At 43.2% G+C, this 26,508-nt stretch carries 22 protein-coding genes; 20 read left to right on the top strand and 2 right to left on the bottom strand.

What is annotated here, in order from left to right:
• Positions 1-163: 163 nt before the first annotated feature.
• Positions 164-355: a hypothetical protein gene (locus GK047_RS24690; RefSeq protein ID WP_163952784.1), complete on the bottom strand. Its 192-nt coding sequence runs from the start codon at positions 353-355 to the stop codon at positions 164-166.
• Between the two features lie 188 nt (positions 356-543).
• On the opposite strand from GK047_RS24690, the gene GK047_RS24685 reads away from it, so the two are divergent.
• From GK047_RS24685 to GK047_RS24675, 3 genes are read left to right on the top strand one after another with little or no spacing between them, the layout of a single operon-like run.
• Complete coding sequence (locus tag GK047_RS24685; protein WP_163952781.1) at positions 544-2,187, top strand: VWA domain-containing protein; 1,644 nt, start codon at positions 544-546, stop codon at positions 2,185-2,187.
• Positions 2,184-2,780, top strand: coding sequence for a 5-bromo-4-chloroindolyl phosphate hydrolysis family protein (locus tag GK047_RS24680; protein WP_163952779.1), 597 nt, complete (start codon positions 2,184-2,186; stop codon positions 2,778-2,780). Before GK047_RS24685 ends, GK047_RS24680 begins: the two co-directional genes overlap by 4 nt.
• Positions 2,777-3,913 carry a hypothetical protein gene (locus GK047_RS24675; protein ID WP_163952777.1) on the top strand — a complete coding sequence of 379 codons (1,137 nt, stop codon included), beginning with the start codon at positions 2,777-2,779 and terminating at the stop codon, positions 3,911-3,913. Before GK047_RS24680 ends, GK047_RS24675 begins: the two co-directional genes overlap by 4 nt.
• A gap of 406 nt (positions 3,914-4,319) precedes the next feature.
• On the opposite strand, the gene GK047_RS24670 is transcribed toward GK047_RS24675, so the two are convergent.
• Positions 4,320-5,321, bottom strand: coding sequence for a VanZ family protein (locus GK047_RS24670; RefSeq protein WP_163952775.1), 1,002 nt, complete (start codon positions 5,319-5,321; stop codon positions 4,320-4,322).
• Positions 5,322-5,551: 230 nt separating this feature from the next.
• Here GK047_RS24670 and GK047_RS24665 point away from each other — a divergent pair, with 230 nt between their 5' ends.
• The 17 genes from GK047_RS24665 to GK047_RS24595 all read left to right on the top strand — a co-directional run bounded on the left by GK047_RS24665 (position 5,552) and on the right by GK047_RS24595 (position 26,467).
• Positions 5,552-11,905, top strand: a complete 6,354-nt coding sequence (locus tag GK047_RS24665; RefSeq protein ID WP_163952774.1) for an S-layer homology domain-containing protein — start codon at positions 5,552-5,554, stop codon at positions 11,903-11,905.
• 154 nt (positions 11,906-12,059) lie between these two features.
• Positions 12,060-13,223 (top strand): YhgE/Pip domain-containing protein, encoded by a 1,164-nt coding sequence (locus GK047_RS24660; protein WP_163952772.1) that lies wholly within the window; start codon positions 12,060-12,062, stop codon positions 13,221-13,223.
• 24 nt (positions 13,224-13,247) lie between these two features.
• Positions 13,248-13,844 carry a TetR/AcrR family transcriptional regulator gene (locus tag GK047_RS24655; protein WP_163952770.1) on the top strand — a complete coding sequence of 199 codons (597 nt, stop codon included), beginning with the start codon at positions 13,248-13,250 and terminating at the stop codon, positions 13,842-13,844.
• 5 nt (positions 13,845-13,849) lie between these two features.
• Positions 13,850-14,824 (top strand): PfkB family carbohydrate kinase, encoded by a 975-nt coding sequence (locus GK047_RS24650; protein ID WP_163952768.1) that lies wholly within the window; start codon positions 13,850-13,852, stop codon positions 14,822-14,824.
• 411 nt (positions 14,825-15,235) lie between these two features.
• On the top strand, positions 15,236-16,831 hold the full coding sequence (locus GK047_RS24645) for a basic secretory protein-like protein (RefSeq protein WP_163952766.1): 1,596 nt from the start codon (positions 15,236-15,238) through the stop codon (positions 16,829-16,831).
• A gap of 402 nt (positions 16,832-17,233) precedes the next feature.
• Positions 17,234-17,428, top strand: a complete 195-nt coding sequence (locus GK047_RS24640; protein ID WP_240344198.1) for a hypothetical protein — start codon at positions 17,234-17,236, stop codon at positions 17,426-17,428.
• Between the two features lie 409 nt (positions 17,429-17,837).
• Entirely contained in the window at positions 17,838-18,542 is a 705-nt protein-coding gene (locus tag GK047_RS24635; protein ID WP_163952764.1) for an SAF domain-containing protein, read from the top strand.
• A 14-nt stretch (positions 18,543-18,556) separates the two neighbouring features.
• Positions 18,557-19,792: a CpaE/TadZ family protein gene (locus GK047_RS24630; protein WP_163952763.1), complete on the top strand. Its 1,236-nt coding sequence runs from the start codon at positions 18,557-18,559 to the stop codon at positions 19,790-19,792.
• A gap of 24 nt (positions 19,793-19,816) precedes the next feature.
• Positions 19,817-21,331 (top strand): ATPase, T2SS/T4P/T4SS family, encoded by a 1,515-nt coding sequence (locus GK047_RS24625; RefSeq protein ID WP_346010386.1) that lies wholly within the window; start codon positions 19,817-19,819, stop codon positions 21,329-21,331.
• A 22-nt stretch (positions 21,332-21,353) separates the two neighbouring features.
• Positions 21,354-22,268: a hypothetical protein gene (locus tag GK047_RS24620; RefSeq protein ID WP_163952761.1), complete on the top strand. Its 915-nt coding sequence runs from the start codon at positions 21,354-21,356 to the stop codon at positions 22,266-22,268.
• Positions 22,269-22,279: 11 nt separating this feature from the next.
• Positions 22,280-23,179, top strand: a complete 900-nt coding sequence (locus tag GK047_RS24615) for a hypothetical protein (protein ID WP_163952759.1) — start codon at positions 22,280-22,282, stop codon at positions 23,177-23,179.
• 15 nt (positions 23,180-23,194) lie between these two features.
• Positions 23,195-23,344, top strand: a complete 150-nt coding sequence (locus tag GK047_RS29325; RefSeq protein ID WP_205516968.1) for a hypothetical protein — start codon at positions 23,195-23,197, stop codon at positions 23,342-23,344.
• 37 nt (positions 23,345-23,381) lie between these two features.
• Positions 23,382-23,507, top strand: a complete 126-nt coding sequence (locus tag GK047_RS30225) for a hypothetical protein (protein ID WP_275901710.1) — start codon at positions 23,382-23,384, stop codon at positions 23,505-23,507.
• Entirely contained in the window at positions 23,504-23,929 is a 426-nt protein-coding gene (locus GK047_RS24610) for a hypothetical protein (protein WP_163952757.1), read from the top strand. The genes GK047_RS30225 and GK047_RS24610 overlap by 4 nt, the downstream gene beginning before the upstream one ends.
• A 9-nt stretch (positions 23,930-23,938) precedes the next feature.
• On the top strand, positions 23,939-24,421 hold the full coding sequence (locus GK047_RS24605) for a hypothetical protein (protein ID WP_163952755.1): 483 nt from the start codon (positions 23,939-23,941) through the stop codon (positions 24,419-24,421).
• Positions 24,422-24,517: 96 nt separating this feature from the next.
• Entirely contained in the window at positions 24,518-25,708 is a 1,191-nt protein-coding gene (locus GK047_RS24600) for a M24 family metallopeptidase (protein WP_163952752.1), read from the top strand.
• 99 nt (positions 25,709-25,807) lie between these two features.
• On the top strand, positions 25,808-26,467 hold the full coding sequence (locus GK047_RS24595; protein ID WP_163952750.1) for a hypothetical protein: 660 nt from the start codon (positions 25,808-25,810) through the stop codon (positions 26,465-26,467).
• The last annotated feature ends 41 nt before the right edge of the window (positions 26,468-26,508 follow it).

The raw sequence follows: 26,508 nt of genomic DNA, 5'->3' as shown, positions 1-26,508 counted from the left end.
GATTGTCATGTGCCTGTTCTGGATAAGCACCTTCGCCGATCACTGCAAGGTCTGCATCCGTTATGACCAAAACACAACTGCAGTTGCCTGATCTGCCGCCAGCGACGGGCGTGAACCGATTGTCTCCGAAAGATGTACTAATGTTACGTCATCCGGCCCAACATTAGACGGTATGAATCGCATTTAACTTCTCATACGAACAACTATACGTTACAAGTCTAAAAGGTTCGAACACATGCGCGTGTCCAACAAAAAAGGGATTCTCAGCTGAAAGCTGGTGATCCCTTTTTTGTTGGACATTACCCACTATCTCCTCGTTACGCTTGCGTGCGCCGATCACTGCGCTGTTGAACATGAATATGAACTGCAAGCTACCCATTTACAATTCCATAACAAAACTTGATACGTCGTTTTATAATTTGGAGTTATTATGAAATCAGGGAGGTTAAGGATTTTTTTGTCATATTCCCCTAATTTAAATCGCGAAAGCCTATTTCATCAAAGATAATTAGAGACAAACCCAATTTATGGAGGGGATTATCAATGTTAGCAAAACCACGTAATATACTGACGTTTATTATGTTGCTGCTTATTAGTTTTGTCACGTTGCTAACGGCATGTAATGGGTCGCAAGACGCGAATATGTCGTCGGATAATAACCAGACCAAAAATTCGGGCAAGCCAGTTTTAAGGATATTATCGAGTTCTGAGAATAAAGACTTCGATCCTCAAAATCCCAACGGGAATGGCATTATTGCCGATTTCATGAAAACTCAAGACTTTGATGTGCAATTTGTCTTGAAGGGTTCAGTTGACAGCATGAGTGAGTTAACCAATAACACGGGGGCATATGATGCTGTTTGGCTGGCGAACTCTCAATGGATTCTCATGGGGGATAAAAACAAAAAGGTTAAGGATCAGAAATCGATCATGACCTCTCCAGTCGTTTGGGGTATCAAGAAGAGCGTTGCCGAGCAACTTGGTTTTATCGGAAAGGAGGTAACGGTTCAGCAGCTGTCGGATGCGGTGCAGAATAAGAAATTGAAGTTCGCTATGACCTCAGCTTCTCAATCTAATTCTGGTGCCTCCGCGTATATGGGTTTCTTGTATGCATTGCTAAACAACCCTCAAACGATCACGATGGAAGACTTGCATCGATCTGACCTTGCACCGAAGATGCGAAGTTTGCTATCTGGTGTCAACCGTGGCAGTGGCAGTTCTGAATGGTTGAAGGATCTGTTCTTAAAAAGCAACTATGACGCGATGGTTAACTATGAATCGGTTTTGATCACTACAAATAACAACCTTGTGGCCAGCGGTAAAGAACCACTTTATCTGATCTACCCAGTGAACGGAATGACGGTTGCCGATTACTCTCTGGGTTATATCAATAACAGTAAAGATGAACAGGAAACACGATTTAAAGCACTTCAGGATTACCTGATGTTGAGTGATGTACAGAAGAAGATTCTCTCGACCGGCCGAAGAACAGGTATGGGGGGAATTGTTACAGGAGCAGATCCTTCTGTATTCAATAAAAATTGGGGAATCGATACAACTAGGTTGCTATCACCGATCGTTTTCCCTGAGCCAGAAGTGACCTTGGAAGCACTGAACTTGTATCAGACCACTTTCAAGAAACCATCGTTTACGGTCTTTTGTATCGATTACTCTGGCAGCATGTCGGGGAATGGTGGAGAGAAGGGTGTAAAATCTGCCATGGATCTGCTTCTTACACAAGCGAAGGCGAAAGAATCTCTTTTACAGTCATCATCTGAAGATGTAGTGGTCGTTCTTCCGTTCAATTCGAATATCATTGCAAAGTGGACGGCCGTTGGGCCGCAGCAATTCCCAGATCTGCTTAAAAGGGTGAAAGAACTTGCGGCTGATGGTGGGACTAATATCTATCTTCCTGCAATAGAAGCACTAAACATTTTGAAGGATGTGGATCAAGAAAAGTATGTAACGTCTGTCGTCCTCATGACGGATGGGATATCGAATGGAAGCCTCAAAGATTTCACTAACATGTATAATAAAATCCAGAAAGATATTCCTGTATTCTCAATCACATTTGGTGATGCCGATGAATCTCAATTGAAGAGCATTTCGGATTTAACAAGAGCAGATGTATTCCCAAGTGGAGGAGATCTTGTTGCTTCGTTCAAGAAGGTGAGGGGATATAATTGATCAAACGTCTCGCGTCTCTTCCGCAGTTTAAAATTATCGTTTCTACGGCAGTTTGCAGCTTAGCCTTTCTATACTTTCTTTTCGGCCTGGAATTGAACATACCGCTTTCCGTCATATTGGTCGGGCTCCTCTATTTGGGCATCCACCTGCTGCTGGTAACTTATGACCCTCAAGTAAGCCTATATGAGCAGACAATCAAGGAGGCTAATCGAAAGCTCAATGGTATCCGACACTCTGTTCTCTACATTACGGACATAAGAATTAAAACGCAGGTAACAGAGATCATCAACATTACGGAACAAGTACTCAAATACATCCAAAAGAAAAATACAAGCATGCCTCTAGTAAGAAGAATGCTTACGTTCTATTTGGATAATACGCTTGAGATTGTTGAGAAATATGCTTCGCTGCAGAATCAAAAGTATATAGACCCATCGACGATGGCAATCATCAAAAAGATCGAGGATCTTATCACGAGTATACGGATAAACTTCGAATCGCAATTGAATAAATTACTGAAAAATGACCTTTCTGAGATTTCGATCAAGATGGATGTCCTGAAAGAAATACTTCAGATGGAGGAAGGACAATGAAAAGATATCGACTTTTAGGAATTGTTTTCATCACAATAGTAATTGTCGTTTCTAGTATATTTAAAGTAACCTCAGGTCTTTCACAAGACACTGTGGCGCCGGCTTCTGCAAGTAATACAAATGAGTCCGCAATTCCCGAGAAGGTCATTAAACTCAAAGGCATGATTGGCAGTGAAAAAGAAGCTTTGTTTAACGATCCTGAAATTCAAAACATCGCAAAGACAAGGTTTCATATTACTATCGATACATTTAAAGCAGGTTCTCTCGAAATGAGCAATCAAAAGAACTTTAACGACAATGACTTTCTGTTCCCAGCAAGCCAGACAGTCGTGGAGAAAATAAAGTCGTTGACTAAGACAAGTGGAACGGATGACATCTTCCGTACCCCCCTAGTATATTATAGCTGGGATAAGGTAACGAAGTCTCTTCAAACGAAAGGGATCGTTTCCAAACTACAGGATGGCTCATTTGCGGTTGATAACTCAAAAATGATCGATCTCATCGTAAACGATAAAAAGTGGAATGATATTGGCCTCGATATTTACGGTTCGATCGTAATCGATACATCCGATCCCAAGAAATCCAATTCGGGAAATTCCTACGCTGCGTTGGTTGCTACATCCTTAAACCAAGGGAACCTGATTACAGAAGCGACGTTACCTGGAGTTATTCCACAGTTGCAGAAGGTTTTTCTGAAATCTGGATTCAAAAAAGCATCTACGTCCGATTTGTTTAATGAGTACTTGACGACTGGTATGGGGAGTCATAAGATTATTGTTGGTTACGAAAGTGATCTACTATACTTCACTCACCAAAATGCTACAGCGTGGAATTCACTGAAAGATTCTGTCACCCCGAGAATTCTCTATCCTTCTCCGACACTCTGGTCAACTCATACGATTATTGCGCTTACACCGAATGGAAAAATTATGAATGCGTTTCTTAAAGATCCTGAAATTCAGAAGCTCGCTTGGGAGCGGTACGGATTCCGTACAGGGGTTATTGGTATTATTAACGCTCCTGCAGCTCACGAAATTGATGGACTTAGCAAATCGATAGATAACGTCATGCAATTTCCGGATTCCATTACAATGGACCACATTCTAGCGGCATTTGAAACAAACGATCAATGAAACAGAAAGAAAAGGACACCTTATCTGCGGTGTCCTTTTCTTTCTGAGCAGTTGCGAGTCTAGTGTGTTAACGACCAAACAAAAGCAAGATATAGATATTTCCATCTAGCCCATAGTGTCTTTCGATTGTCCATAATTTGTTGAAGAAGTCGGTAGTCGATCAAAAGCGAAAAGTGGTTGGACAGGAATAGCACACCCTGTCCAACCACTTTTTTGGAAATCAGCGCACATCTCATTTAAGGAACTGTCCCTTAACTATTTTGGGGATCATTTTAGTTCTTTCATTAATCTGATCCGACCTGGCTATACGCGAGGGATCGCCGCTTATTTTTGCGATGCAGACGGGTACTTTTCCGTCTCCACAACCAAGCGCAGAGAATGTCATGGCTTCACTTCGATGTTACATTTAGAATAGCCGGCTTAATTTTTCTTTAATACTATTTTTAATCTTTTGTCCTGTGTTAACTTCTGTAAGAGTAATGTCCCACATTACGGCATTTGTAAGCAGATTTGGATCATCGTTAATAATTTTTATGGTAAGTTCCTTTGCTCCATTTAAAGGGGTTTGAAAAGACAGAAGCGCATTCTCACTACTTTTAGCTGATAAACCCAGTGAATAAATTTCTGTTCCATCTGCGCTAAAAATTATGTTGCTATTCCCTTTGCTTGCACTGTTGATTAAATCATCGGGTATAGCGACATAGCCTGATATTTCTGCATATTTGCTATTTAAAAGATACGTAAACTCGTTAGTTCTTGTATTTTTTCTGCTGTACATATTAATTTGAGGCTCAACCTTTTTTTCGACGGCTGTAAAACTGGAGATGCTTTCATCCCACAGTACAGACCCATCCTTTAATGTAAGTTCATTTAGGGCTACGACTTCGCCGCCCCCTTTTTCTAAATAATTATTGATGCCACCGACAATGGTAGTGACTCCAATCGAAAGTATAACCGCTGTCAAGATGATTCTACAGATCCCTTTTAATTTATCTCGATCACGGGGTACTAAACGTTGTGCACAAAATCCTAACGCAGCCCCTAATGTATTAATTATGACATCCTCAATATCAAAAGATCCTAAATGGGAAAGCATTTGTAAGGTCTCAAGAAACGTAATAGACAGAATAAATAGGATTATAAATCGAATAAAACTAGAACGAAACAGAAGTGGGATGACAACCCCAAAAGGTATAAATGCTACAAAGTTCCCCAACTCAAAAAACCAATTTTTAAAGTCTCTCCCCATTGGATAGTGTAAAGGAATTCCTTCAGGTATTAGACTATATCTCAAACTAGTGTCTTGAATAAAAGCTCTGTTGAAACCTATATACAAGAAATAAAGGATCAAAGCGGTATATAAAGCTAACAGTATAATAGTGATTTTTCGTAACTTTCCTTGATACATAATTACTTCCTTTCTTTTTTACAAAGCGCTGCATGCACAAATGCTTATGACACTATTTTAGAAAATAAAAATAAAAGGTTTGTTTAGCATTTCTTAATTTTCTTTAAAGATTGCTTTCATCCAAATAAATTGGCTTAACAATATTTTAACAATGAATTTATATACGATTTGATACAATAACTCTGTTGCAACGGACACAAATTTGAACGTCAATAGGAGTTGTCGAAACATTGTTTATTAAAAAAACTAGCAAGTTATTCACTATTGTTTCACTAGTTATTGTATTACTCAGTCAGAGCATTCCTCTCCCCACTGCTTTTGCAGCCGAGGGCGACAAGGTTTTTGACATTGTTCAGATTCCAGACTTTCATGGAACGTTGGTTAACGGAGAGAATCGGCCTGTTGCAGCGGTATTGGCTCGTAATATTGAAGAAATCAGAAGTCAGAACCCGGGGCGTACGCTAGTTCTTGGGGGTGGAGATAATTATCAGGATAAGAATCTCTACGATTTGATACATGGATTGACTGTCATGAAGGTTTTCAATGCCATGGGCATGGAAGCATCGACGGTGGGCAATCATGAGTTTGACTGGGGGCTTGATGCGGTCACCAAAGATGTTAGCAGTAGCAACAATTTCCCTTTACTTGCTGCTAACCTATTCTATAAAAATAACAATCAACGTGTGCTTGATGCTTATAAAATATTTGAAAAAGACGGTGTCAAAATAGCTGTCATTGGGGCTGTAACAACGGATACACAATACGCCCTGCCTGGGACCGTTGATGCTTACAATTTTAAGGATATTGCAGATGAAGTAAACAAAGCGGCACTTGCAGCGAGAGCTCAGGGCGCTCAAATTGTTGTGGCAAATATTCACGAAGAGAATGATGATGACACAAAAGGCCCGATATTTGACATTACCAAGCTGCTGGAAGGTGTAGATGCTGTATTGGGGGCTCATGGTCACAGAGATCTAAAAACGGTAGTTAACGGTATTCCATTGATTATCGGCAGAGCACGTGGCGAAGATTTCGTACATATGAAAATTTCTTTGTCATCAGATAATAAGCTTTCTTTTGATTATAATCAAATCGCAATAGATACGGACAGTGTGGTTTTCCCATTTGGTTTTAAGGCGGATCATCCCGTTGTGAACCAGGCCGTACAGGATATAGTTGCGGAATCAACGGTATTGAAAGATAAAAGCTTGCTTAATCTTGGTAATATAGAGATGAACGAAGTAACAGGAAATCTGGTACTTCCAGTTACAGGAGCAAATGGGACTACGATCAGCTGGGAATCTAGCAACCCTGCAGTTATTGTAACGAACGGTACCGTGCATCGCCCTGCGGCTGGCTTAGGGAATGCAGTAGTTACGTTGACAGCCACCATTACAAAGGATGGTAAAAAGAATACAAAACAATTTACGGTTACTGTATTAGACTATTCTACTCCGAGGAAAGTGAATGTGGCTAAGAAGGCAATCGTGACCGCATCTTCTGAATACAACTCGGATTATCCAGTTAAAAACGTGAAAGATGGCAAGTCCATTGTAATGGATCAATATGAATGGGCCTCCAAAGGCGAAGCGAAACCATGGATAAAATTAGAATGGCCAGAAGCGGTTAAGATCACTAAAATTAATATGTATGATAGACCTAACCTAGATGATAATGCGAATGGCGGCTTAATTACGTTCAGCGACGGCAGTACTATGGAAGTGTCTAATATCGATCCAGGAGGCAAGCCAACGACGGTTACCTTTCCTGCGAAAACGATAACCTCCCTAAAGTTTGAAATTAGTAGTGGTACAGGGAGCAACGTGGGGCTGGCAGAATTGGAGGTTTTTGGCAACGAGGCTGTTAGCGGCAAACCGCAAACGGATGATGCAAGATGGGTGAGTGGAGAATTTCATGCACACACCTACTTATCGGATGATGCACAGGAAAGTGTCGCAAGTGTATTGGAAAATGCTTTTGATATCTACGATCTAGATTGGCTAGCAACTGCCGATCACATGAGATCATCTCATCGAGATGATGAGGGACATGAGTTAGGGAAAACGATCCCGCGTTCACAGTCCATCACTGATTATGCAATTCCAAAGATGAATCAATCGAAAGAGTTGTATAAGGATAAGATCATGTTTCCAGGATTTGAATGGGATATTCCCAACCACGAGCACGGATCTGTGGGGATTGTAACAGAAGACAAAGATGCAGCGGGTAAATTTGAGCAAATGTTTGGTGATCAGGTCGTTGAGAAATATAAAGAGTTGGCCAAAACAAACCAAACGCACGAGGATGCAATAAACGGGATCAAATGGCTTAAAAATAACTATCCTGACACCAGTTATTTTCTCGTTAATCACCCGTCAAGAAAGCTGAAATATACCATAAAGGATTTCCGCGATTTTAACAATGCGGCTCCAGAAGTTAGCTTTGGGTTTGAAGGCATGTTGGGGAACCAGATGGAGGGCACCCGAGGTGGTTATGATCATAATGGAAATGTTCAAGGTAGATCCTATGGCGGCGTAGACTACAAGCTAGCGAAGGTCGGCGGATTTTGGGATGCTATGTTAGGAGAAGGCAGGAAATTCTGGGTTTTTGGGAATTCTGATTTCCATTTCCCTAATGGTAGTGGATACTGGCCTGGCGAATATGCTAAGAACTACACATGGGTAAAAGGTCGCGATATGAAGGACATCGTGAATGGCATGCGTTCAGGAAAATCATTTTCTGTGTTCGGAGACTTGATGAACGAGCTCGACTTTAATATTACAAACGGTGCTAGTAAGGAAGAAATGGGTGGAGAACTTCTTGTGAAAAAGGGGGATAGCCCTAAGCTCACCATTCGTTTCAAAAGCCCTGAGAAGAACAACAATGGAGATCCTGTAAGGGTTGATCATATTGACCTTATAGCGGGCGGTGTCACCGGCAAGCTTGTATCGGGGACAGCGGACTACGAAAATAAAGATACCAATGATACAACAAAAGTGATTCATACGTTCACGAACAAAGACTGGAAGGTCGAAGACGGATGGAACGTAATGACCTATGATCTTGGTCAGGTAAATGCAAATCAATATTTCAGGTTGCGGGCGACGAATCTTGCCCCGAACGTGGAGAATGAAACAGATAAAGATGGAAATCCGCTATTTGATATTGCTCTTGCAGAAGATACGCCTGCTGCAAAAAGTGCGCGGAATTATAAAGATTTATGGATGTACTCGAATCCGATCTTTGTAAGTGTTACGAAGGATGTACCTAGATGGATGGTAGGAGAGTTCCACAACCATTCGTCATTATCGGATGATGCAAATAATTCGCTCACAGATTTAATACATAATGCGTTTGATAAGTATAACCTTGATTGGGTTGCAACTGCTGATCATATGAGACTATCTTATCGAGATGATGATGGGAATGATTTAAAGAAAACGATCCCGCGTTCCCAGTCAATCAACGATTACGCCATACCTAAATTAAATAAATTAAGCTCACAGTATAAAGATAAAATCATGTTCCCGGGATTCGAGTGGGATGTCCCAGCACACGAGCATGCATCGGTGGGAATTATTACAGACGATAAAGAAGCCGTAAGCAAATTCGAACACATGTTTACCAACCAAGACATAGAAAAGTGGACTCAAGCAGGTCTGCCCAAATTAAATAAAACACATGAGGATGCAATAAAGGGGATCGAATGGCTTAAGACTAATTATGCGGATACAAGTTATTTTCTGATCAATCACCCTTCAAGGAAGCTGAAGTATTCCATATCAGATTTCCGCGATTTTAACAATGCGGCGCCGAATATAAGCTTTGGATTTGAAGGCATGCTGGGTAACCAGATGGAGGGTGGCAGAGGTGGTTATAGTTCTACAGCGGATCCTCAAGCTAGATCCTATGGCGGTGTAGATTATAAGCTTGCGCAGGTTGGCGGATTTTGGGATGCTTTGTTAGGAGAGGGCAGGAAATTTTGGGTCTTCGGAAACTCCGATTTTCATGCTCCTGATTACTGGCCAGGCGAATACTTAAAGAACTATACATGGGTAAAGGGTACCGATATGAAAGCCGTCGTGGATGGCATGCGGTCAGGTAAATCGTTTTCCGCATTTGGAGATTTAATGAATGAGCTCGACTTTCATATAACAAATGGGGATAACAAGAAAGAAATGGGTGAAGAGCTTCAGGTTACACAAGGGGACAATGCTAAAATCACAATCCGCTTCAAAAGCCCTGAAAAGAATAATAATGGAGATGTTGTAAAGGTTCATCATATTGATCTTATCTCCGGAGAAGTGACCGGTAAGATTGAATCTGGAACAGCAGATTATAATAAAGACACGAATGGTACAACAAAAGTAATCCACACCTTCAATAGTAATGACTGGAAGGTCGAAGACGGATGGAACGTCATGACCTATGATCTTGGTCAGGTAAGTAAAAACCAATATTTCAGGCTGCGGGCGACTAATCTTGCTCCGAGCGTGGAGAATGAAACAGATCAATACGGAAATCCACTCTTTGACGTTGCTCTTGCAGATAATTCATATGAATCTAAGAGTGCGCGGAATTATAAAGATTTATGGATGTATTCGAATCCGATATTTGTAAATGTAGCGAAGGATGTTAAGGTCACGGGCGTTACGCTCGATCAGAATAAAGTGACAATGAGTGTCTCAGGTTCCGTGTACGGTCTAGTTGCAACCGTGAACCCGGACAATGCTACGAATAAGGCAGTAACATGGAATTCGAGTAATCCAGCGGTAGCGACAGTGGACAGCCATGGTGTAGTGACGCCTGTAGGAGCAGGAACAGCCATGATTACCGTGATTACAGCGGAAGGCGGCTTTAAGGCAACATGCGAAGTGACAGTGAATACATTGAATGTTGCAGTAACCGGCGTTAAGCTGAATGTCAATGAACTGACGATGAGTGTCTCGGGTTCCGTGTATGGTCTAGTAGCAACTGTTAATCCTACTGATGCGACGAACAAAACGGTAACATGGCGTTCGAGCGATACAGCGGTAGCAATAGTGGACAGCCATGGCGTTGTAACCGCAGTAGGTGCCGGAACGGCCATGATTACCGTGAAGACAGCGGAAGGTGGTTTTACGGCAATAAGCAAAGTGAATGTGCTTGCAACGAATATTGCAGTAACCGACGTTAAGCTAAATGTTAATCAACTGACGATGAATGTCTCGGGTTCCGTGTATGGTCTAGTAGCAACCATTAACCCTATGAATGCGACAAACCAAACGATAATATGGAGTTCGAGTAATCCAGCTGTAGCGAAAGTGGACAGCCATGGGGTGGTAACTGCAGTTGGTGTCGGAAGAGCCATAATTACCGTGACGACAGCGGAAGGCGGCTTTACGGCAATTTGTACGGTAACTGTGAATAGTAGTGACCCAGGCACGACTCCAAGTGACAACATCAAAAAAGAAGTCAACCCAATAAGTGAAAAACCTGGAGTACTAGTCGTAAAAGCTAGCGATATTTCGGGACATATCGGGAATGGGGTCGCCACAATCACTGCTAGCGGTGATGTCAAGGAAATTGAGCTTCCTTCTAACACAGCGGAACTGCTTGCACAAAATCAGCTTAAGCTTGAGATGGGCAAAGTTACATTAAATATACCGTCTGATTTATTTCAGCAGTTGGCAAATAAGGTATCTGCTGATGAATTGAAGGAAAGTAAAATTGTACTGAAGAAAGAGGCGTTATCCAAATTAGAAGGGCGCGAAATTATCGCAAAAGGTTTGGCTCCCAATCAAGATCAGATTAGAATATCAGGTGAAGTGTACGAACTTAGTTTGCATATTGTTACAAAGGAAGGGAAAATTTTTAAATTGTCGAAGTTTGACAAAGGCATTACGATTCGTTTGAAATCCGATCCTTCTATGAACCAGTCATTGTCCGCAATTTACTATATTGCCGATGACGGGAAGCTTGAATTTATCGGTGGGGAAAATAGCAATGGGGACATGGTTGCAGAGGTATATCACTTCAGTAAATATGCAATTCTCGAAGTCAAAAGAACGTTTACCGACGTTCTATCAACTCATTGGGCTGCGGACACGATTCAAATATTAACGTCCCAGCACATTGTTGAGGGGATTAGCGAAATGAATTTCGAGCCTGAACGGTCCGTTACTCGTGCTGAATTCGTAGCGATGCTTGTCAGATCCCTTAACCTTAAAACGAAGGGTGAGCAAAAGTTTTCAGATGTTGCGTCCAATGCATGGTATGCAGATTCGGTTGCTATGGCTGTAAAATCGGGGATTGTCGCAGGAAAGAGCGACACGATTTTCGAACCGAACGCCCGTATCACACGTCAAGAGATGGTAGCAATGATGATGCGTGCTTATACAAGCATCAATGGAACGAAACCAGTAGGGAATACAAGCTCTTCATTTAATGACGAATCTACAGTAGCTCCTTGGGCACTGGAATTTGTCAGAACGGCGGCGAAACTTGGTTTAATCCAAGGACGCGCATCGGGCCAATTTATTCCTGACGGAATGACGACTCGAGCAGAAGCAGCCCAGGTCATTCGCAATTTGTTACAAAAATAAAAGTATATCGCCGCTCATGTGAATTAGATCGTTCACATGAGCGGTTTTGTGTGGTTACCAATAAGAAAGAGGCTATTGACAGATAAAGCATCTCCACATATAATTTAAACAAACGTTTAATTAAAACGATTGTTTAATAAAAGGAGTGGTTAATATGCTATCCGTTTTAGGTGCTTTTCTCAAACCGACAACTACGAAGGTGGGTATTATTACAGCTGTTATGTTTCAACTCTTATTCAGTATCATATGGATGACAGGTTATGCGGGCGTATCCGATAATACGAAGAATTTTAAAATTGCCATTGTGAACGAGGATCAAGGTTTAGGCAGCAAAATTGTTGAGAATTTGAAAGGAAATCTACCTTTCCGCACCGAAGTTATATCCTCGAATGAGGAAGCGCAGCGGAGATTGAATGCGCGTGAGGTGCAGATGGTGATGCGCATTTCGGCGGATTTTTCTAAACAGCTTCAAACACAGGGGGCAACAGTCCCAATCTCTTACACGATTAATGAGTCCAATCCGTCAATGACGAAGTCGGTGATGCAAGCAGTTGCTAGCAACGTTACGGCGGCCGTGAATAAAGAGGCTGTTGCAGTAGGCGCAGCCGCTGTTCTTACGCAAATGAACCCGAAGCTGCCAGCTGAGCAGGCTGGTCAAATCGCTCAGGGACTGACTAGTAAAGTCACCTCAGAAATTCACAGCACGAATAAAGTGAAGGATATGCCGAATCAAATGTTGCCGATGATGCTCGTCCTCGCTTCCATGGTAGGCACTATGATTATGGGAATGAATTTCAACGTATCTTCTAACCTACTTGGCTCCTCGCTTTCCAAAGGGCACAAAACGGCTGCGCGTTTCATGATTACCTTGATTGCTTCCGCTATTATTGGTTTAATTGGCGCGTCGATGGTGGTTCTTTTGGGAGGACACGTAGAGAAAGGATACTTCATGCTATGGGCCTTCCAATCGTTATTTTTGCTCACATTCGCTCTCGTAGCTCAAATGTTTTTGACATTGTTTGGTAACGCAGGTATGCTATTTAACATCGCAATGTTGTCTTTGCAATTGGTGACTTCAGGAGCGATTGTCCCACGTGAGCTTTTATCGAATTTTTATCATAGTCTTAGCGATGTTTTCCCAGGGACTTATGCCGTTAATGGTTTAATGAATATACTATTTGGCGGACCAGACGTTAGCAAGGAAGTTGAATTCCTATTCCTCATTGCTGGTGTTGCGCTGGTCATTGATGTCCTGGTGGTTAGTTTAAAGAAGGCAAAGCCGACACCAATCGTGGAACTTCGTCCACAAGAGGCATAACAAAACCAAGGAGGCCGCTGGTTGATGACAGATAAAGAACTAGATGTGAAAATGCGCATATTGCTTGCAGCAAAGAAGCTGTTTGCCAAAAATGGTTATGACGGAACTAGCGTTCGTCAAATATGTGAGGAGGCCGGAGCCAACGTGGCTCTGGTTTCCTATCATTTTGGGGGCAAAGAGAACGTTTTCCACGAAATATTCAAACAATTTTTCCCAAGCTATAAGCTTGCGGATTTTTTTGCTCTTCAAGATCCGATTGTAGGTATCCAAACGATTATTCGGGAAGTTGTATTCATTCGAAATGCGGACCCTGAGATGATTACGATGATGCAGATGGAGATTATTACGATAACGCCGCGAGTTGAAAAAATGAGAGATTTAATATATCCAATATGGAAAAAGGTAAGGGAATTTTTGGAGATCGGCAGAAAGCAGGGTCTCTACCATTTTGAATCCTTGGATAGTACGCTCATGTTTGTACTAGGATCGATATTTTTCTATAAACAACGGGAATTTTTTGAGCTTTTGTTTACGGATGAGCGGCCAGATACGGAAACCTTAATTAATCAGACGACGAAATACGTCTTGAACGCTTTAGGTTATCAACAAAGAGGGGACTAAAGAAAATGGACAAACAGTATATTGTATGTTTAGGTGAGTTATTGATTGATTTCGTGCCGGATGTGAACGGACAAGCGTTAGCTGATGTTACGAGTTTTCAGCGGGCGGCGGGGGGAGCGCCTGCCAATGTGGCTGCGGCTGTGGCCAAGCTGGGCGGGAACGCGCGGTTTATTGGGAAAATCGGCGAGGATCCCTTCGGCGATTATTTGAAGCGGACGCTCGAAGAAGTAGGCGTGCATGCGGCTGTGATCCAGACTGCTGAGGCGAAGACAGGTCTGGCTTTTGTTTCCCTGCGCGCGGATGGAGAGCGCGATTTCTTGTTTTTTCGCGATCCGGCGGCGGACATGCTGCTGCGCGCCGACGAAGTCGAGGCACAGTGGCTGGAAGACGCAGCGGTCTATCATTTCGGCTCGGTGTCCTTGATCGCCGAGCCCTGCCGCACTGCGACGCTCGACGCTGCGCGTCGAGCACGCGAGTTCGGCGCATTGGTGTCGTATGACCCCAATGTTCGTCTAGCCCTGTGGCCGAGCGCTGACGCTGCGCGGGCCGAGATTCTTGCGCAGCTACCGCTGGCTGATGTGGTCAAAGTGAGCGAGGAGGAAATTGAATTCCTCTTCGGCGTAGACGCGACCACAGGTGCGCAACTGCTGCTGCGGCAGGGTCCCAAGGTGATTGTCATCACCTTGGGGGCTCAAGGCTGCCGTGTCGTGACCGCACGGCAGGATGTGGTCGTCCCTGGCCAGCCTGCGGCGGCCGTGGATACGACTGGCGCCGGCGACAGCTTCGTCGGCGGGATGCTTTTTCAGCTGGTGGCGCTTGGCGCTACGCCAGCTAACATCGCGGGCGCGCTCGGCGAAGCTGGAGCTGCGGAGCGGGTGTTCGCGTTCGCCAATCGTGTAGGCGCGATCACGACAACCCGCAGGGGTGCGATTCCCGCGCTCCCGACGCTTGCGGAAGTACAGGACAACAACGCTATATAAGCGGTTAGTTGTATTGGTGAAATTTACAAGCGTATACGAAAAAGATTATCGCCTCATGCCCTTACGAATGAAAGCGAAAAAACTGTATGTATAGATTTCTGTGAGAAAAGAGTCCGGTATTTAATGCCGGGCTCTTTCCTTTGATATTCGTATTTATTTGAATATGAAATCTTACAGATGCTGGGGAATATCAGAGGATAGAGAAAATAAAGAGAGTAGAGATTTCAGGAAGCATGTTATTTGCAAGGGATAAATGCTTCTTATGAATCATTTACAATAAATTTACTATGAATAATATGTTTTTTTTGTTGTATATTTTACCAAATCACGAGAATTGATGTATAATAAGGCATAAAATGTATCTATTTATTGATTAATACAAAATTAATGAAAAGAGGAAGATGACAAAACATGAGAAAATTAGGAGTACTTATTTTAGCGGCCACCATAGGAGTAGGTTTCAGTGGCAACGTATACATTCCCGCTGCGGCAGCAGCACAATCGACTTCAATCACTATACCAACAAATTTGGCTATAGGTGGGACGGTAACAGCCAGTGGAGAGTATGGGCCACACCAAGGGAAGGATAGAGCGTTCGACCAGGACGTTTTTTCAAAATGGTTGACATTCAACAGCCCAGCATGGCTGCAATATGAGTTTCCTACTGCGAAGGTCGTTACTTCATACACGATTACTTCCGCGGAGGACGAACCTTTTAGAGACCCAAAAAGTTGGGTATTAAAAGGCTCCAATGACGGGTCTAGCTGGACGCAGCTGGACACACGACAAAATCAAAGTTTTACCTCCCGGCATCAAGCGAAAACCTATTCATTTACGAATACGACTGCTTATAAATATGTGAAATTTGATGACTTTAATAATCAAATTGGAAGCGGCATTCTGCAGTTGTCTGAAATCAAACTATTCGATGGCAGCGCAAAGACATGGAACACAATTAAGCCCACGGTTACGGCTAGCGGAGAAAACGCGCCTACCGATATCAAAGCGAACTTGGTGGATGGGACAAGCGTTACGAAATGGTTAACTTATGAGAACAACTCATGGCTTAAGTTCGACTTCGGCGAACAGGTGACGATTGATGGTTACGCGCTTACGGCGGCTAACAATAAACCCGAAGGTGATCCGAAAAGTTGGGTCCTTCAAGGATCCAACGACAATACGAACTGGACGATGATAGACACGAAAAGCGATGAGACCTTCAAAGTTCGGCATCAGCGCAATCATTACATTCTGAATAACAGTACCACGGCTTATCAATATTATAGGCTCAACAATTTGACAAATCATAGCGGCTACATTACGCAATTGGGCGAAGTTGAATTTTCGCGCACAAATGATATTGCGCATGCCGTTAACCCAGTCATCGAAGTACAGAACCTTGATTCAACGGGCAGCGGGAGCTTATTCACTCAAGCTCTTCCCAATGCCGAGAAAGACATCTTGGAGATCGCACGTAAAGTAAACGAAATGTTATACAGTAATCCCGCAGATGTGCCTACTGATGTGAAGAAAATCCTGGTGACCATTGAAGATGTTCCTGGGGTGGCTTGGACATCGGGAGACAGTGCGCAGAAGACAGTTGGCTTCAGTTCACAGTTTCTAAGAAACTTCGTACCTAGTCCTTCCAAATCGTTACGCGAAGAAATAATTGGAATTCTTTATCATGAAATAGGCCATGTTTATCAATATAGCCATTTCGATGTGGAAGCAGTAGCTGATAGCCTACGCTATGAAACGGGCTACCATGACCGCTATAGCGCCAGCAAGGGAGGGACTTGGCAGACTAATGGAACAGCGAACTTCATTCGTTGGATTGAGGATACGAAAAAACGAGGTTTCATTCGTGAACTAAATGCCACTCAGATCCCTTACAACATCGGTGGTGAAAGAGAACTTCAATTGTGGAAAGAAAGTCAATTTCAATTGATTACCGGAACAGACGTGAATACGCTCTGGACGCAATATCAAGCGATACTTCCTAATTAATAAAAGTTGCTCATTTAAAAGAGCATCTGTAATTCTGAGCTGAGATGAAATTATTGTTTTGCGAAGAACGCAAATTTTCGGATGAACTTCCGAGGTTTGCGTTCTTTTTGTTTTTTGATGAAAAAGGAGGTCGAGGGGTTGAATCGCAGGAGAATCCTGCTTATTTCTTTGATACTCCTATTTATATGAATATCAAACCTTGTAGATGCTGGGGAATATCAGATGATAGAGAAAATAAAGAGAGTAGAGATTTCAGGAAGGATGTTATCTGCGATCAGCAGGTTCTTCGTAGGGATTTATTAACAAAAATTATACGCCGCCATAGGTGTAGGCTTCAGTAGCAACGTACATATTCCAGCTGCGGTAGCAGCACAATCGACTTCGATTACTATACCAACAAATTTGGCTTTAGGTGGGAAGGTAACAGCCAGTGGAGAGTTTGCGCCACACCAAGGGAAGGATAAAGCGTTCGACCAGGATGTTTTTTCAAAATGGTTGACATTCAACAGCCCAGCATGGCTGCAATATGAGTTTCCTACTGTGAAAGCCGTTATCTCATACACGATTACTTCCGCAGAGGACGAACCTTATAGCTAAATGCGACGACTCCGATCCCATACAACGTCGGGGGTGCAAATGAAATTCAATTATGGAAAGAACGTCAATTTCAAGTGATTACCGGAACAGACGTGAATACGCTATGGACTCAATATCAAGCGACACTTCCTAATTAATAAAGCTGCTCGTTTAAAAAAGTATCTGTAACTCTGAGCTGTGGGGATAGTGCGCATAGGGAACGAAAAAGGCTCCTGTATCCGTAGGTATATTGTATTTGTAAAAATAAGTTGTAAATTGGGATATTATGTGATACTTTAGTTCGTAGTGATTGAACTGATAGTGATTGAACTGAGATGATATTATTGTTTTGCGAAGAACGCAAATTTTCGGATGAACTTCCGAGGTTTGCGTTCTTTTTTGCTTTTTGAAGAAAAAGGAGGTCGAGGGGTTGAATCGCAGGAGAAGCCTGCTTATTAGTTTCATTGCTGCGCTGCTCGCTGGTGGACTTGTGTATGGGGTTTATGTACTACAAGTCAATCAGGTGGAATTGCAGCAGACGGTACAGGTGGTTGTACCCAAAGACTTTATACGCGCCGGAACGATGGTTGGCAGCGATATGGTTGAGTTAAGAGCTATGCAAAAGGGCAGCTTTGCTAGCAGCATGATTACGGAATTAGATGAGATTGTGGGACAGGAAACGTTAATTCCGCTAGGCAAGCACGAACCGATTTTGAAGTGGAAAGTGAATCGTTACCATCTATTGCCGAATGAACATCAGGCTACTTTTCAGATACCCAAAGAGTATGTATTGTCAGTATCCAATGGTATACGTGCTGGAGATCGCGTTCGTATTTACGTATCCGCAGCAGATGGGAGTTCGCGCAAACTTTTTGAAAATGAAATCATGGTCGCTTCCGTGAAGTCTTCAGCGAATGTAGAAGTAGATAATCCCAAAAGCTCAAACCTGATGTCGAAAGTGGAGGGGGATAAGGAAAAAATGTACGCATCAAGGTTGGAAGCGAACGGCGCTATCGATCAAATCAATCTAAATTTAGCCGAGGAAGAGTGGCTCAAGATCGATCAGCTTTGTAGCTCCAAAAAAGCGAAGCTGGTTATTGCATTTAGTTCATCATCCATTCTGGCGCCTAATTGAAAGGAGGAGTGAAAGTGAACATAGGGTTACTTTCAGCAGATGAAAGGTTAATAGACGAAATAACTAATGTGGTATATGACCAGACTTTAAGCTGGGCGGTTTGTTCGACAGTTATGGATTTGGTACAGGAATTGGCGGAGCGACCCTTCTCGCATGTCATTTTATCCGATCGATATTTGGAGTTTGGGGCTCTTGAGGAATGTATTGATGGCATTCAACAGACGCACAAGGATGTGAAAATTATCGTGCTGTTATCTAATTATCATGATGCGGCTATTAATGAAAAGTATGTGAAAATGTGTAGACTTATGAACCTCGATTACATCCAACCAGGACGGAGCACGGCTGTTATTGCTGATGATATTCGTGCTTGGGTGGACGGTTTAGCTGGCGAATATGCTTATCAACAAGCGACTGGTAAGTTGATCACCTTTGTCGGATCTACCCCGAACATCGGCACGACACTGACCTCTTTCGGGACGGCTTACTCTTTAGCCTTGGAAACCTCCGCGAGGATCGGGTATGTATGTCTGAATTTGAAAAGCTCCAAGTTGCATCGATATTTGGGGCGTGACGAAAATGTATTTACTCTCGATGGCTTGAGAGCGGAGCTGAAAGCGCAGAGCCTAACAGCTGAGAGACTGCAGCAAGTTTGTGATCAGCCAAGAGAGACGCCTGGTTTACACATTTTATACGGCAATATGCTTCGAGAGCAGGCTGAGTTTTTTACGCCATCGGAAATTGTTCATTTAATGCGTGTAGCGCGAGCTGCTTTTGATGTGTGTGTAGTGGAAGTGAATGCGTATTGGGATAATGCGGCAACGATATGCGGACTCCTAGAGGCAGACACTAGAATTGTTGTTACGACTTCCGATCTATCCCAATTTCAAGAGGATTTTTCGAGATGGGTTAGGCAGGTTGGTTCTGTATTTGGTCTTCAGTCCGATGCTTTTGAGCTGATCGCTGTACAGGTGGACCGAAACGCTAAGCAGGATGAGTTCACGATTAAAGATATCCGTAAAGAAACGCAGCTCCATCTGATCGGCCAAATTACGCGACACGCCGATGCGCTATCTCGCTGCAATCAAGGAAAACTAATGGAAATGTTCGCACCAGGACACATGATGGGGGAGGAGGTTCTAGCAGTTTCAAGCAAGCTAATCGACTACTACAAGCTGCCAAGGAAAGCGAATGTGCGTCGTGTTACTTGGCTACGAAGAATGCTAGCAGGACGAAGGGCGGCGACCTAATACATAAGGATGAGGTGAAGGGGAGTGAATGAAGAGAAATTCTCAATTATTACTTATATGCATGAGCGGAAAGGTGAGGAAAGCAAGGTCAGCAGCAGTGCGTGGTTAGGTGAAGTTAAGTGGGCGGGAACAGGTATAAGACCAGGCGCTGGGCCAAGAACACGGCAGAAACTGCGATCAGACCGAACTGACGTATCAACCTTAATAGATCGGACAGAGGAGAAGAAGCCAGCTGATGCTGTATTCTATCAATGGGTTCAAGACATTCGCAGTGAGCTTGTTCTGGTGAAGGGCAGGACGGAAGAAGAGAAGCAGCATTATAATGAGACGTTAAATCGGGCGATTTTGGGCTATGAAGAAGATCGAGGCAAGATTCTTGCGATGATCCACGATCTTGTAACAAAACGCAGATTGTCCGATTTGCCCCCAGGTGCGAATAGCTACGCAACTTTGCCTGAAGCCATATTTGCAGAGATTATTGGATTGAATGTTCTGGAGCTTGTATTGAAACATAAGGAGGGGCTTGAGGAAATTCAGGTTGTGGGGCGGCGAATTTTTGAGGTGCGCAGCGGGACACCAGTGCCGTCCCCTTATCTGTTGCCAACGTTGAAGGATTTGGAGCGAATTCAACAAAATTTAGTGCTGTTTAATAATGACACGTTAAATCCTAGGAAGCGGTGGGCGGAAGTCGTTTTGCGTGATGGCTCGCGTGTTACGATGACTGGATTTGGCTTTACGGCGGAGCCGACCTTAACGATTCGTTTTTATACAGTAAAGCGCTTCGATTTAGCTTCTCTTGCCAGTTCAGAGCTTGCGACCTTGGATACTCAAATGAAGGATTTAATCCTTAGCCTTATCAGATCTTACTTTAATATGGTCGTGATTGGTCCGACGAACTCAGGTAAAACGAATTTAATTAAAGCTATCATTGCTGAAATGGATGATAACGAAAGAATCATTACGATCGAGTCAAGATTCGAATTGAATTTGAAGCGGAATTTCCCCCTGAAAAATATCATTGAATACGAAATTGATGAATCAGATCCGAGACATTCTGGATTACAGGCATTCAAATTAGCTTTGAGACAATCCCCTAAACGAATATGCCATGCCGAAATTCGAGATGAGGATGCCAATTTATATGTACGGGCATGCACTCGCGGACATGAGGGGAGTATTACTTCTGTTCATGTTAATGAGCTGGAAGATGTGCCTGATGCTATCACAGACATGTGTATGCTCGATGGTCGGGGGATGAATCCAGCACGCTTAACAAAGCGAATTACCGAATATGTTACACAAATCGGCATTGAAATGGCCATTGTTCGTGGGAAAAGAAAAATAGTGCGAATCGGGGAGTACAACTACGAAAATGAGGAGGTTCGTGTTACGGATCTCGCACTTTATGACATTTTTACAGATCAATGGACATTTCCCGGGAAATTGTCGCATCATGCATCGCAAAAAATAATTAAACATGATCCAGGAGGGTTTAATATGCTGATGAAGCTCGATTTTATTGAGAAAGAAGGCGAATGACAGATTGGTTTTCGCCAAATACTTGATTCTTTTATTGTTATTTGTCTTATGCTATGTGTTTCTCTACGCGATGTTACGAGCGCTTGTCCGACAGCGTAAAGCAAGGTACAGGCTCCATTATGTCAAACAATCTAAGCTAGGGAGCAGGTTCGGCGAATATTTGGGGAAGAGGAGCCTTTTCTATAAGCATGTGAAGGAGATGATGGAATCCGTCGAATCCCAAATGAGCTTAAACATGTTAATCGTGCTGACCATTGTATTGCTTTTGGTTGGCCTACTAGGAGGGGCTTTATTTTTCCAAACCGTCAAAGGTGCAGCGGTCGTGACGTTTATTTTCGTCTCACTCCCTTATATGCTGCTTCGAATGAAGTTGGTGAGCATTCGCTTGCAAACGAGATTAGAGTTTTTACCGGCAGTAGAAGTATTTTATCAATATTACATGATCGATCCGAATCAAAATATTAAAATAGCTCTGAAGCTTTGTTTAGAGGAAAATCGCATCTTATATCCAATCAAGCCCGTGTTTGAGCAATTGTATCGAAACTTAATGACACAAAGGGAGACAGAGGATAGTTTGAAAATGTTTTCGTTTACTTTAGGACATACATGGGCAGATTATTTCGTCGGTATTGTTCGTGTGGCTTTGACGGAAGGTATCTTTGTGGGGGATAGCTTAAAAGAGTTAATTGTCGATATGCGTAAAGCGCAGCGATCGGATCAGTTGGACAGAAATCGACTTTTGGAGATTCGTATTGCCAACTTTACACCGATTTTATTCCTAGCTTTATTTATGCTTATTAATTTCAAGGTGAATACAGACAATGCGTATTTGTACTACTTTGTGGATCCTGTTGGCCGCAATATGCTATTGGACGCTCTTTTGCTAATTTTCGTGTCGTTTCTTATGGGCATTTACTTATCATTAAGAAGAATGTGAGGTTGTGTATATTGGTTATTGAAAGCAAACAATTATTTGTTTTACAAATAGCGTCGAACCTGCTGCTTTTTACGCTTATCATGACGGTCTTGTATCAATGTCTTGTGCAGTTTCCAGTTAAAGCGAAAAGGTGGAGATCTCTGTATGTGAAACGTGCGCTTCAAAAGGCGCAGTTGCCTGGTTGGTTATTTAAAGTGCTTGGAATGAGCGGTAAACGTGTCGAGGAGAAAAGGCAATTGCTTTACGGTTGCGGGATGTGGATAGATGCGGCATTTTATGAAGGAAGCAGACGCTTATCGATTATTGGAGCGCTACTTATCGCTGGAGGAGGCTACCTGGCTTTGAAGTTTTCTTTTTTTACCTTTCATTTGCACCCTGTCTATATCGTGGTTGGAGCGGGATGTATGCTTGTTTTTCTAATCTTCGATAAGAAGGCGCTGCTTCAACTAAAGGAGCAGAGGGCGCATCGGATTGTCAAAGAAATTTATATCATTAGTCATCATCTTCTCTACTATAATGATTCACGTATGAATTTGCATCGGAAACTCACGCTCTGTGTTTCACAAACACGTTCGGTCAGGGCTCATTTCCAAGTTCTGCTCAATGAGTGGTATCAGGATGCAGAAGCGGCTATTCAAACTTTTAAAATGAGATTGGGGACGGATGAAGCCCATAGCTTTGGTGAAACCTTAAATGCTCTGAGGATGAATGAGCATGACACTTATTACGAGTTGTTAAAGCAAAGAATACAAGATTATAAGGAGAAGATGGAGATGGTTCGAGATAGCCGTAAAGAAACGGTGTCCTATGTGTTGTTTGTTTTGGCTGGACTGCCCATTCTTAATACATTTCGTGTATTTATGTATCCATGGATTGCGGAAGGCCAGCGATTATTTAACTCTATTAATTAATGAAAGAGGGAAGTTATGAGAAATATATTAATAACAGTCATGATGCTGATTGTAGTCGCTGTGCTTTTTACAACAATTATTAATGATGGGTCTACAGGAATGAAGAAAAATATTGAAACCCATGGAACGAAGGCAAATGCAGATATTACGGCATTAAAGCCATAATGATAGAGAGATTGCGTTGAGATCGATTCTAGTTACAGTGATGCTGATAATGGTGGTGATTGTCGTTTATAGCAATGTGGTGGGTGGGGATGCTGGAACAAGGCAGCAAGTTAAGGATAGCGGAGCAAGAATCAATGGTACGATTCAAAAGATTGATCCATGAAGCAGATTCTGGTGTTCATTCTTTTTGCGACGCTGCTTTGTTGGTTTATGTTTTCGCCTGTGTACAAGCACGTTATCATTATTCGGCAAGCTCTTTTACAAAAAGAAGTTGATTACATGTTAGAAATCGGTTCAAACGGAAGGCATGGTTATATTAATGAAACGATGATTATTGCTTCCAAAGAAAGAATGAAGGAACAAGGCTTCGTGGCTAGTGACCTTGTCTATGAGGTTACAACAACATCTGGTGCAGGAGGAATGGATGCTAGCCAACCTGTTTGGAGGGGGATAGGGATAACGCTTAAATTGACATATCCGTATCATCGTCTTTTTGTGATTGATCAGCTCATTGGTATAAATGTTCCGGCACAAACAGATCGTATGGGGGCCGTGGGCATGAAGATGAGTGAATATGTACCTTGAGGAGAGATCATGTACAAGCTGCTTCTGTTGATCTTGATGAGTGTTGTATATATGGCTTTGTATGCTTTGCAAACGGATGAGGAGTTGGCTATGCATACACTATTCCAAGGAAAGCATGCTTTGAATCGTGCTGTTCACGCGGCAGCTCAGCAGAGTGACCAAGGAAAACTTGCCATTGGCATCCATGTGATTGAAGAAAGTAAAGCTAAAACAGAGGCAATGCGTTATTTACAAAGTAACTTGAGGCTAAATAGTAATAATGATCCATTGCCCGAGACGTTTTTGCGCACACGAGTTGTGGTCGAGCTGTTTAAGATCATTAATGATCGGGAAGTATTCCCTTATACGTATACGAATATAACGAACGGGTATTCAGTCACGTTAAACAAGCCTGGGGTAGTTATGTTCATTCGTTTGGAGTTCCCTCGAACGTATAGCGTGCTGCAGCCAATTTCATGGACGATCAAATCTTCGGCGGAGATGGTGTATTGATGTATAATGTGAAGAAAAGCGTGTATGGCTTCCGTTATCATAGGTAACGCTTAAGATGCTAGTTTTCCTAACGGAAAACGCTAAGGAGAGGCTCCCATGAATATCTTCCAAAAAAGACAGCAGCGGCTGCAAGCAGAAATGATCCAGTGCGGATGGTCCGGTTTTTTGGTCACTCAACATGTTGACATGTATTACTACACTGGCTCTATGCAGACGGGTTATTTATTCATTCCTGCAGAAGGGGAATCGCTATATCTCGTTCGTAGAAGTTTAGCTCGAGCAGAAGAAGAAGCTTCTTCTAACGTCGAGCCGCTTGGTTCTATGAAGACGCTCAAAGAGCGTCTAGCAGCCCGGTATCCGGGGCTGCTAGACAATGCCGCAGCGGGAACGCTGCGGCTAGCAACCGAACTGGACGTGTTACCCGTCCAGCAGTTCCAGCGCTTGCAGGCCGCGTTGCCTGGCGCGGCCTGGGAAGACGGCTCGCTGCTTGTGCGCGAGCAGCGAATGATCAAATCGCCGGACGAAGTCACGGCGATTCGGAAGGCTGCGACAGTCGTAGACGCAGCCTTGGAAGCAGTCATCCCCCACATTCGTGAGGGGATGGCGGAGTTCGAGCTGATGGCGCTCATCGAGCATCAGCTCCGCATGCGCGGGCACCAAGGTCTTATGCGCATGCGCGCCTACAATTCCGAGTTAATCACGGGAATGGTAGCGGCTGGCGCTTCGGCAGCGGTGCCGACTTATTTTGACGGTCCAGCGGGAGGGACGGGACTTCATCCGTCAAGTCCGCAAAGCTCAGGCCGCGCGCCAATTAGGCGCGACGAGCCAATTCTCGTCGATCTGGGCTGCTGCATCGACGGGTATCTTATCGATCAGACGCGTACGCTTGTCATCGGCAGCTTGGACCCTGAGCTGCAGCGCGCGTACGAGGTGGCGGAGCAGGTGCTCCGCGCCACCGAGTCTAGGCTGCAGCCAGGTACGATCAGCGAGCATCTGTACCTGTTCGCGCTCGATCAAGTGCAGGAAGCGGGGCTCAGCGCCCACTTCATGGGCTACGGCGCTGACCAAGTGAAATTCCTTGGTCACGGTATTGGGCTCGAAATCGATGAGCTGCCCGTTCTCGCAAAAAACTTCAAATATCCGCTGGCTCCAGGGATGGTCATCGCGGTTGAACCCAAGTTCACATTTCCGGGGGTAGGGGTAGTGGGTATTGAGGATACCTATCTCATAACGGAAGATGGCTTCGAGAAATTAACGATATCTCGAGAAGGCGTTATTATTATTTAGCGGGCAAAACCCATTTATTTCCCATAAATTGTCTGGTTTTTCATTCGTGTACTGCACTATAGTAGATACATATAATGGAAAATGGGTGGCGTTTATCGTATGGATTTTTTTTGGTTCATGGCGTTAGGTACGATCGAGACTGCGGCGATATATTATTTATTTTTTCGCATGTTTAATTTTGGCTTGTATGTGACAACGATTTTTTTTGCTAGTGTACTAGCGACGTTCATTTCATATACGCTCCGTATAGAATACGGTTCAGCTAGTCTTGATTTCATTGTTCAAGTCGTGCTTATGATTGCGTTTTGCAAGCAGTTATTCAAGATTCAAGTTTTTTATTCCATTGTTATGGTGAGCATGGGATATGTAGCCTATTCAGCTATCCAAATCATCATATATATGGGTATGAATGCTTGGGACGGGATATCGGATATTCCAAATCCAACTTCTATGGAAACATATATTTTACAGTTTTTATCGGCTGGTATTGCCTTTGGAGTTGGCTGGCTCATAAAGAAAACGAACAGGGGATTTACCTTTGTTCCACATACGTATCAGAAAAATGTATTTAGTAGTCCGAATAAGAATACTATTATGCTGCTGATCTATAGCGCTGCTGCAATAGTTCCATTAGCCTTGTGTGTTAAATTTTTATTTTTTCAAACAAAGGAATGGGCCGTATTTATTCCTATTACGTCTATCTTCATCTTACTGTCGCTTCTTGTCTGGTCATCGAGAATAAACTCAGATAAGGATTGAAACTTGCAAGTTCATTCAAGAAAATCAGCATTTTAAACGAA

The sequence above is a fragment of the Paenibacillus sp. SYP-B3998 genome (assembly GCF_010820665.1).
Lineage (GTDB): Bacteria > Bacillota > Bacilli > Paenibacillales > NBRC-103111 > Paenibacillus_E.
Note: the sequence above shows the minus strand (reverse complement) of the source record. Positions and strands in the feature narration are given on the sequence as shown.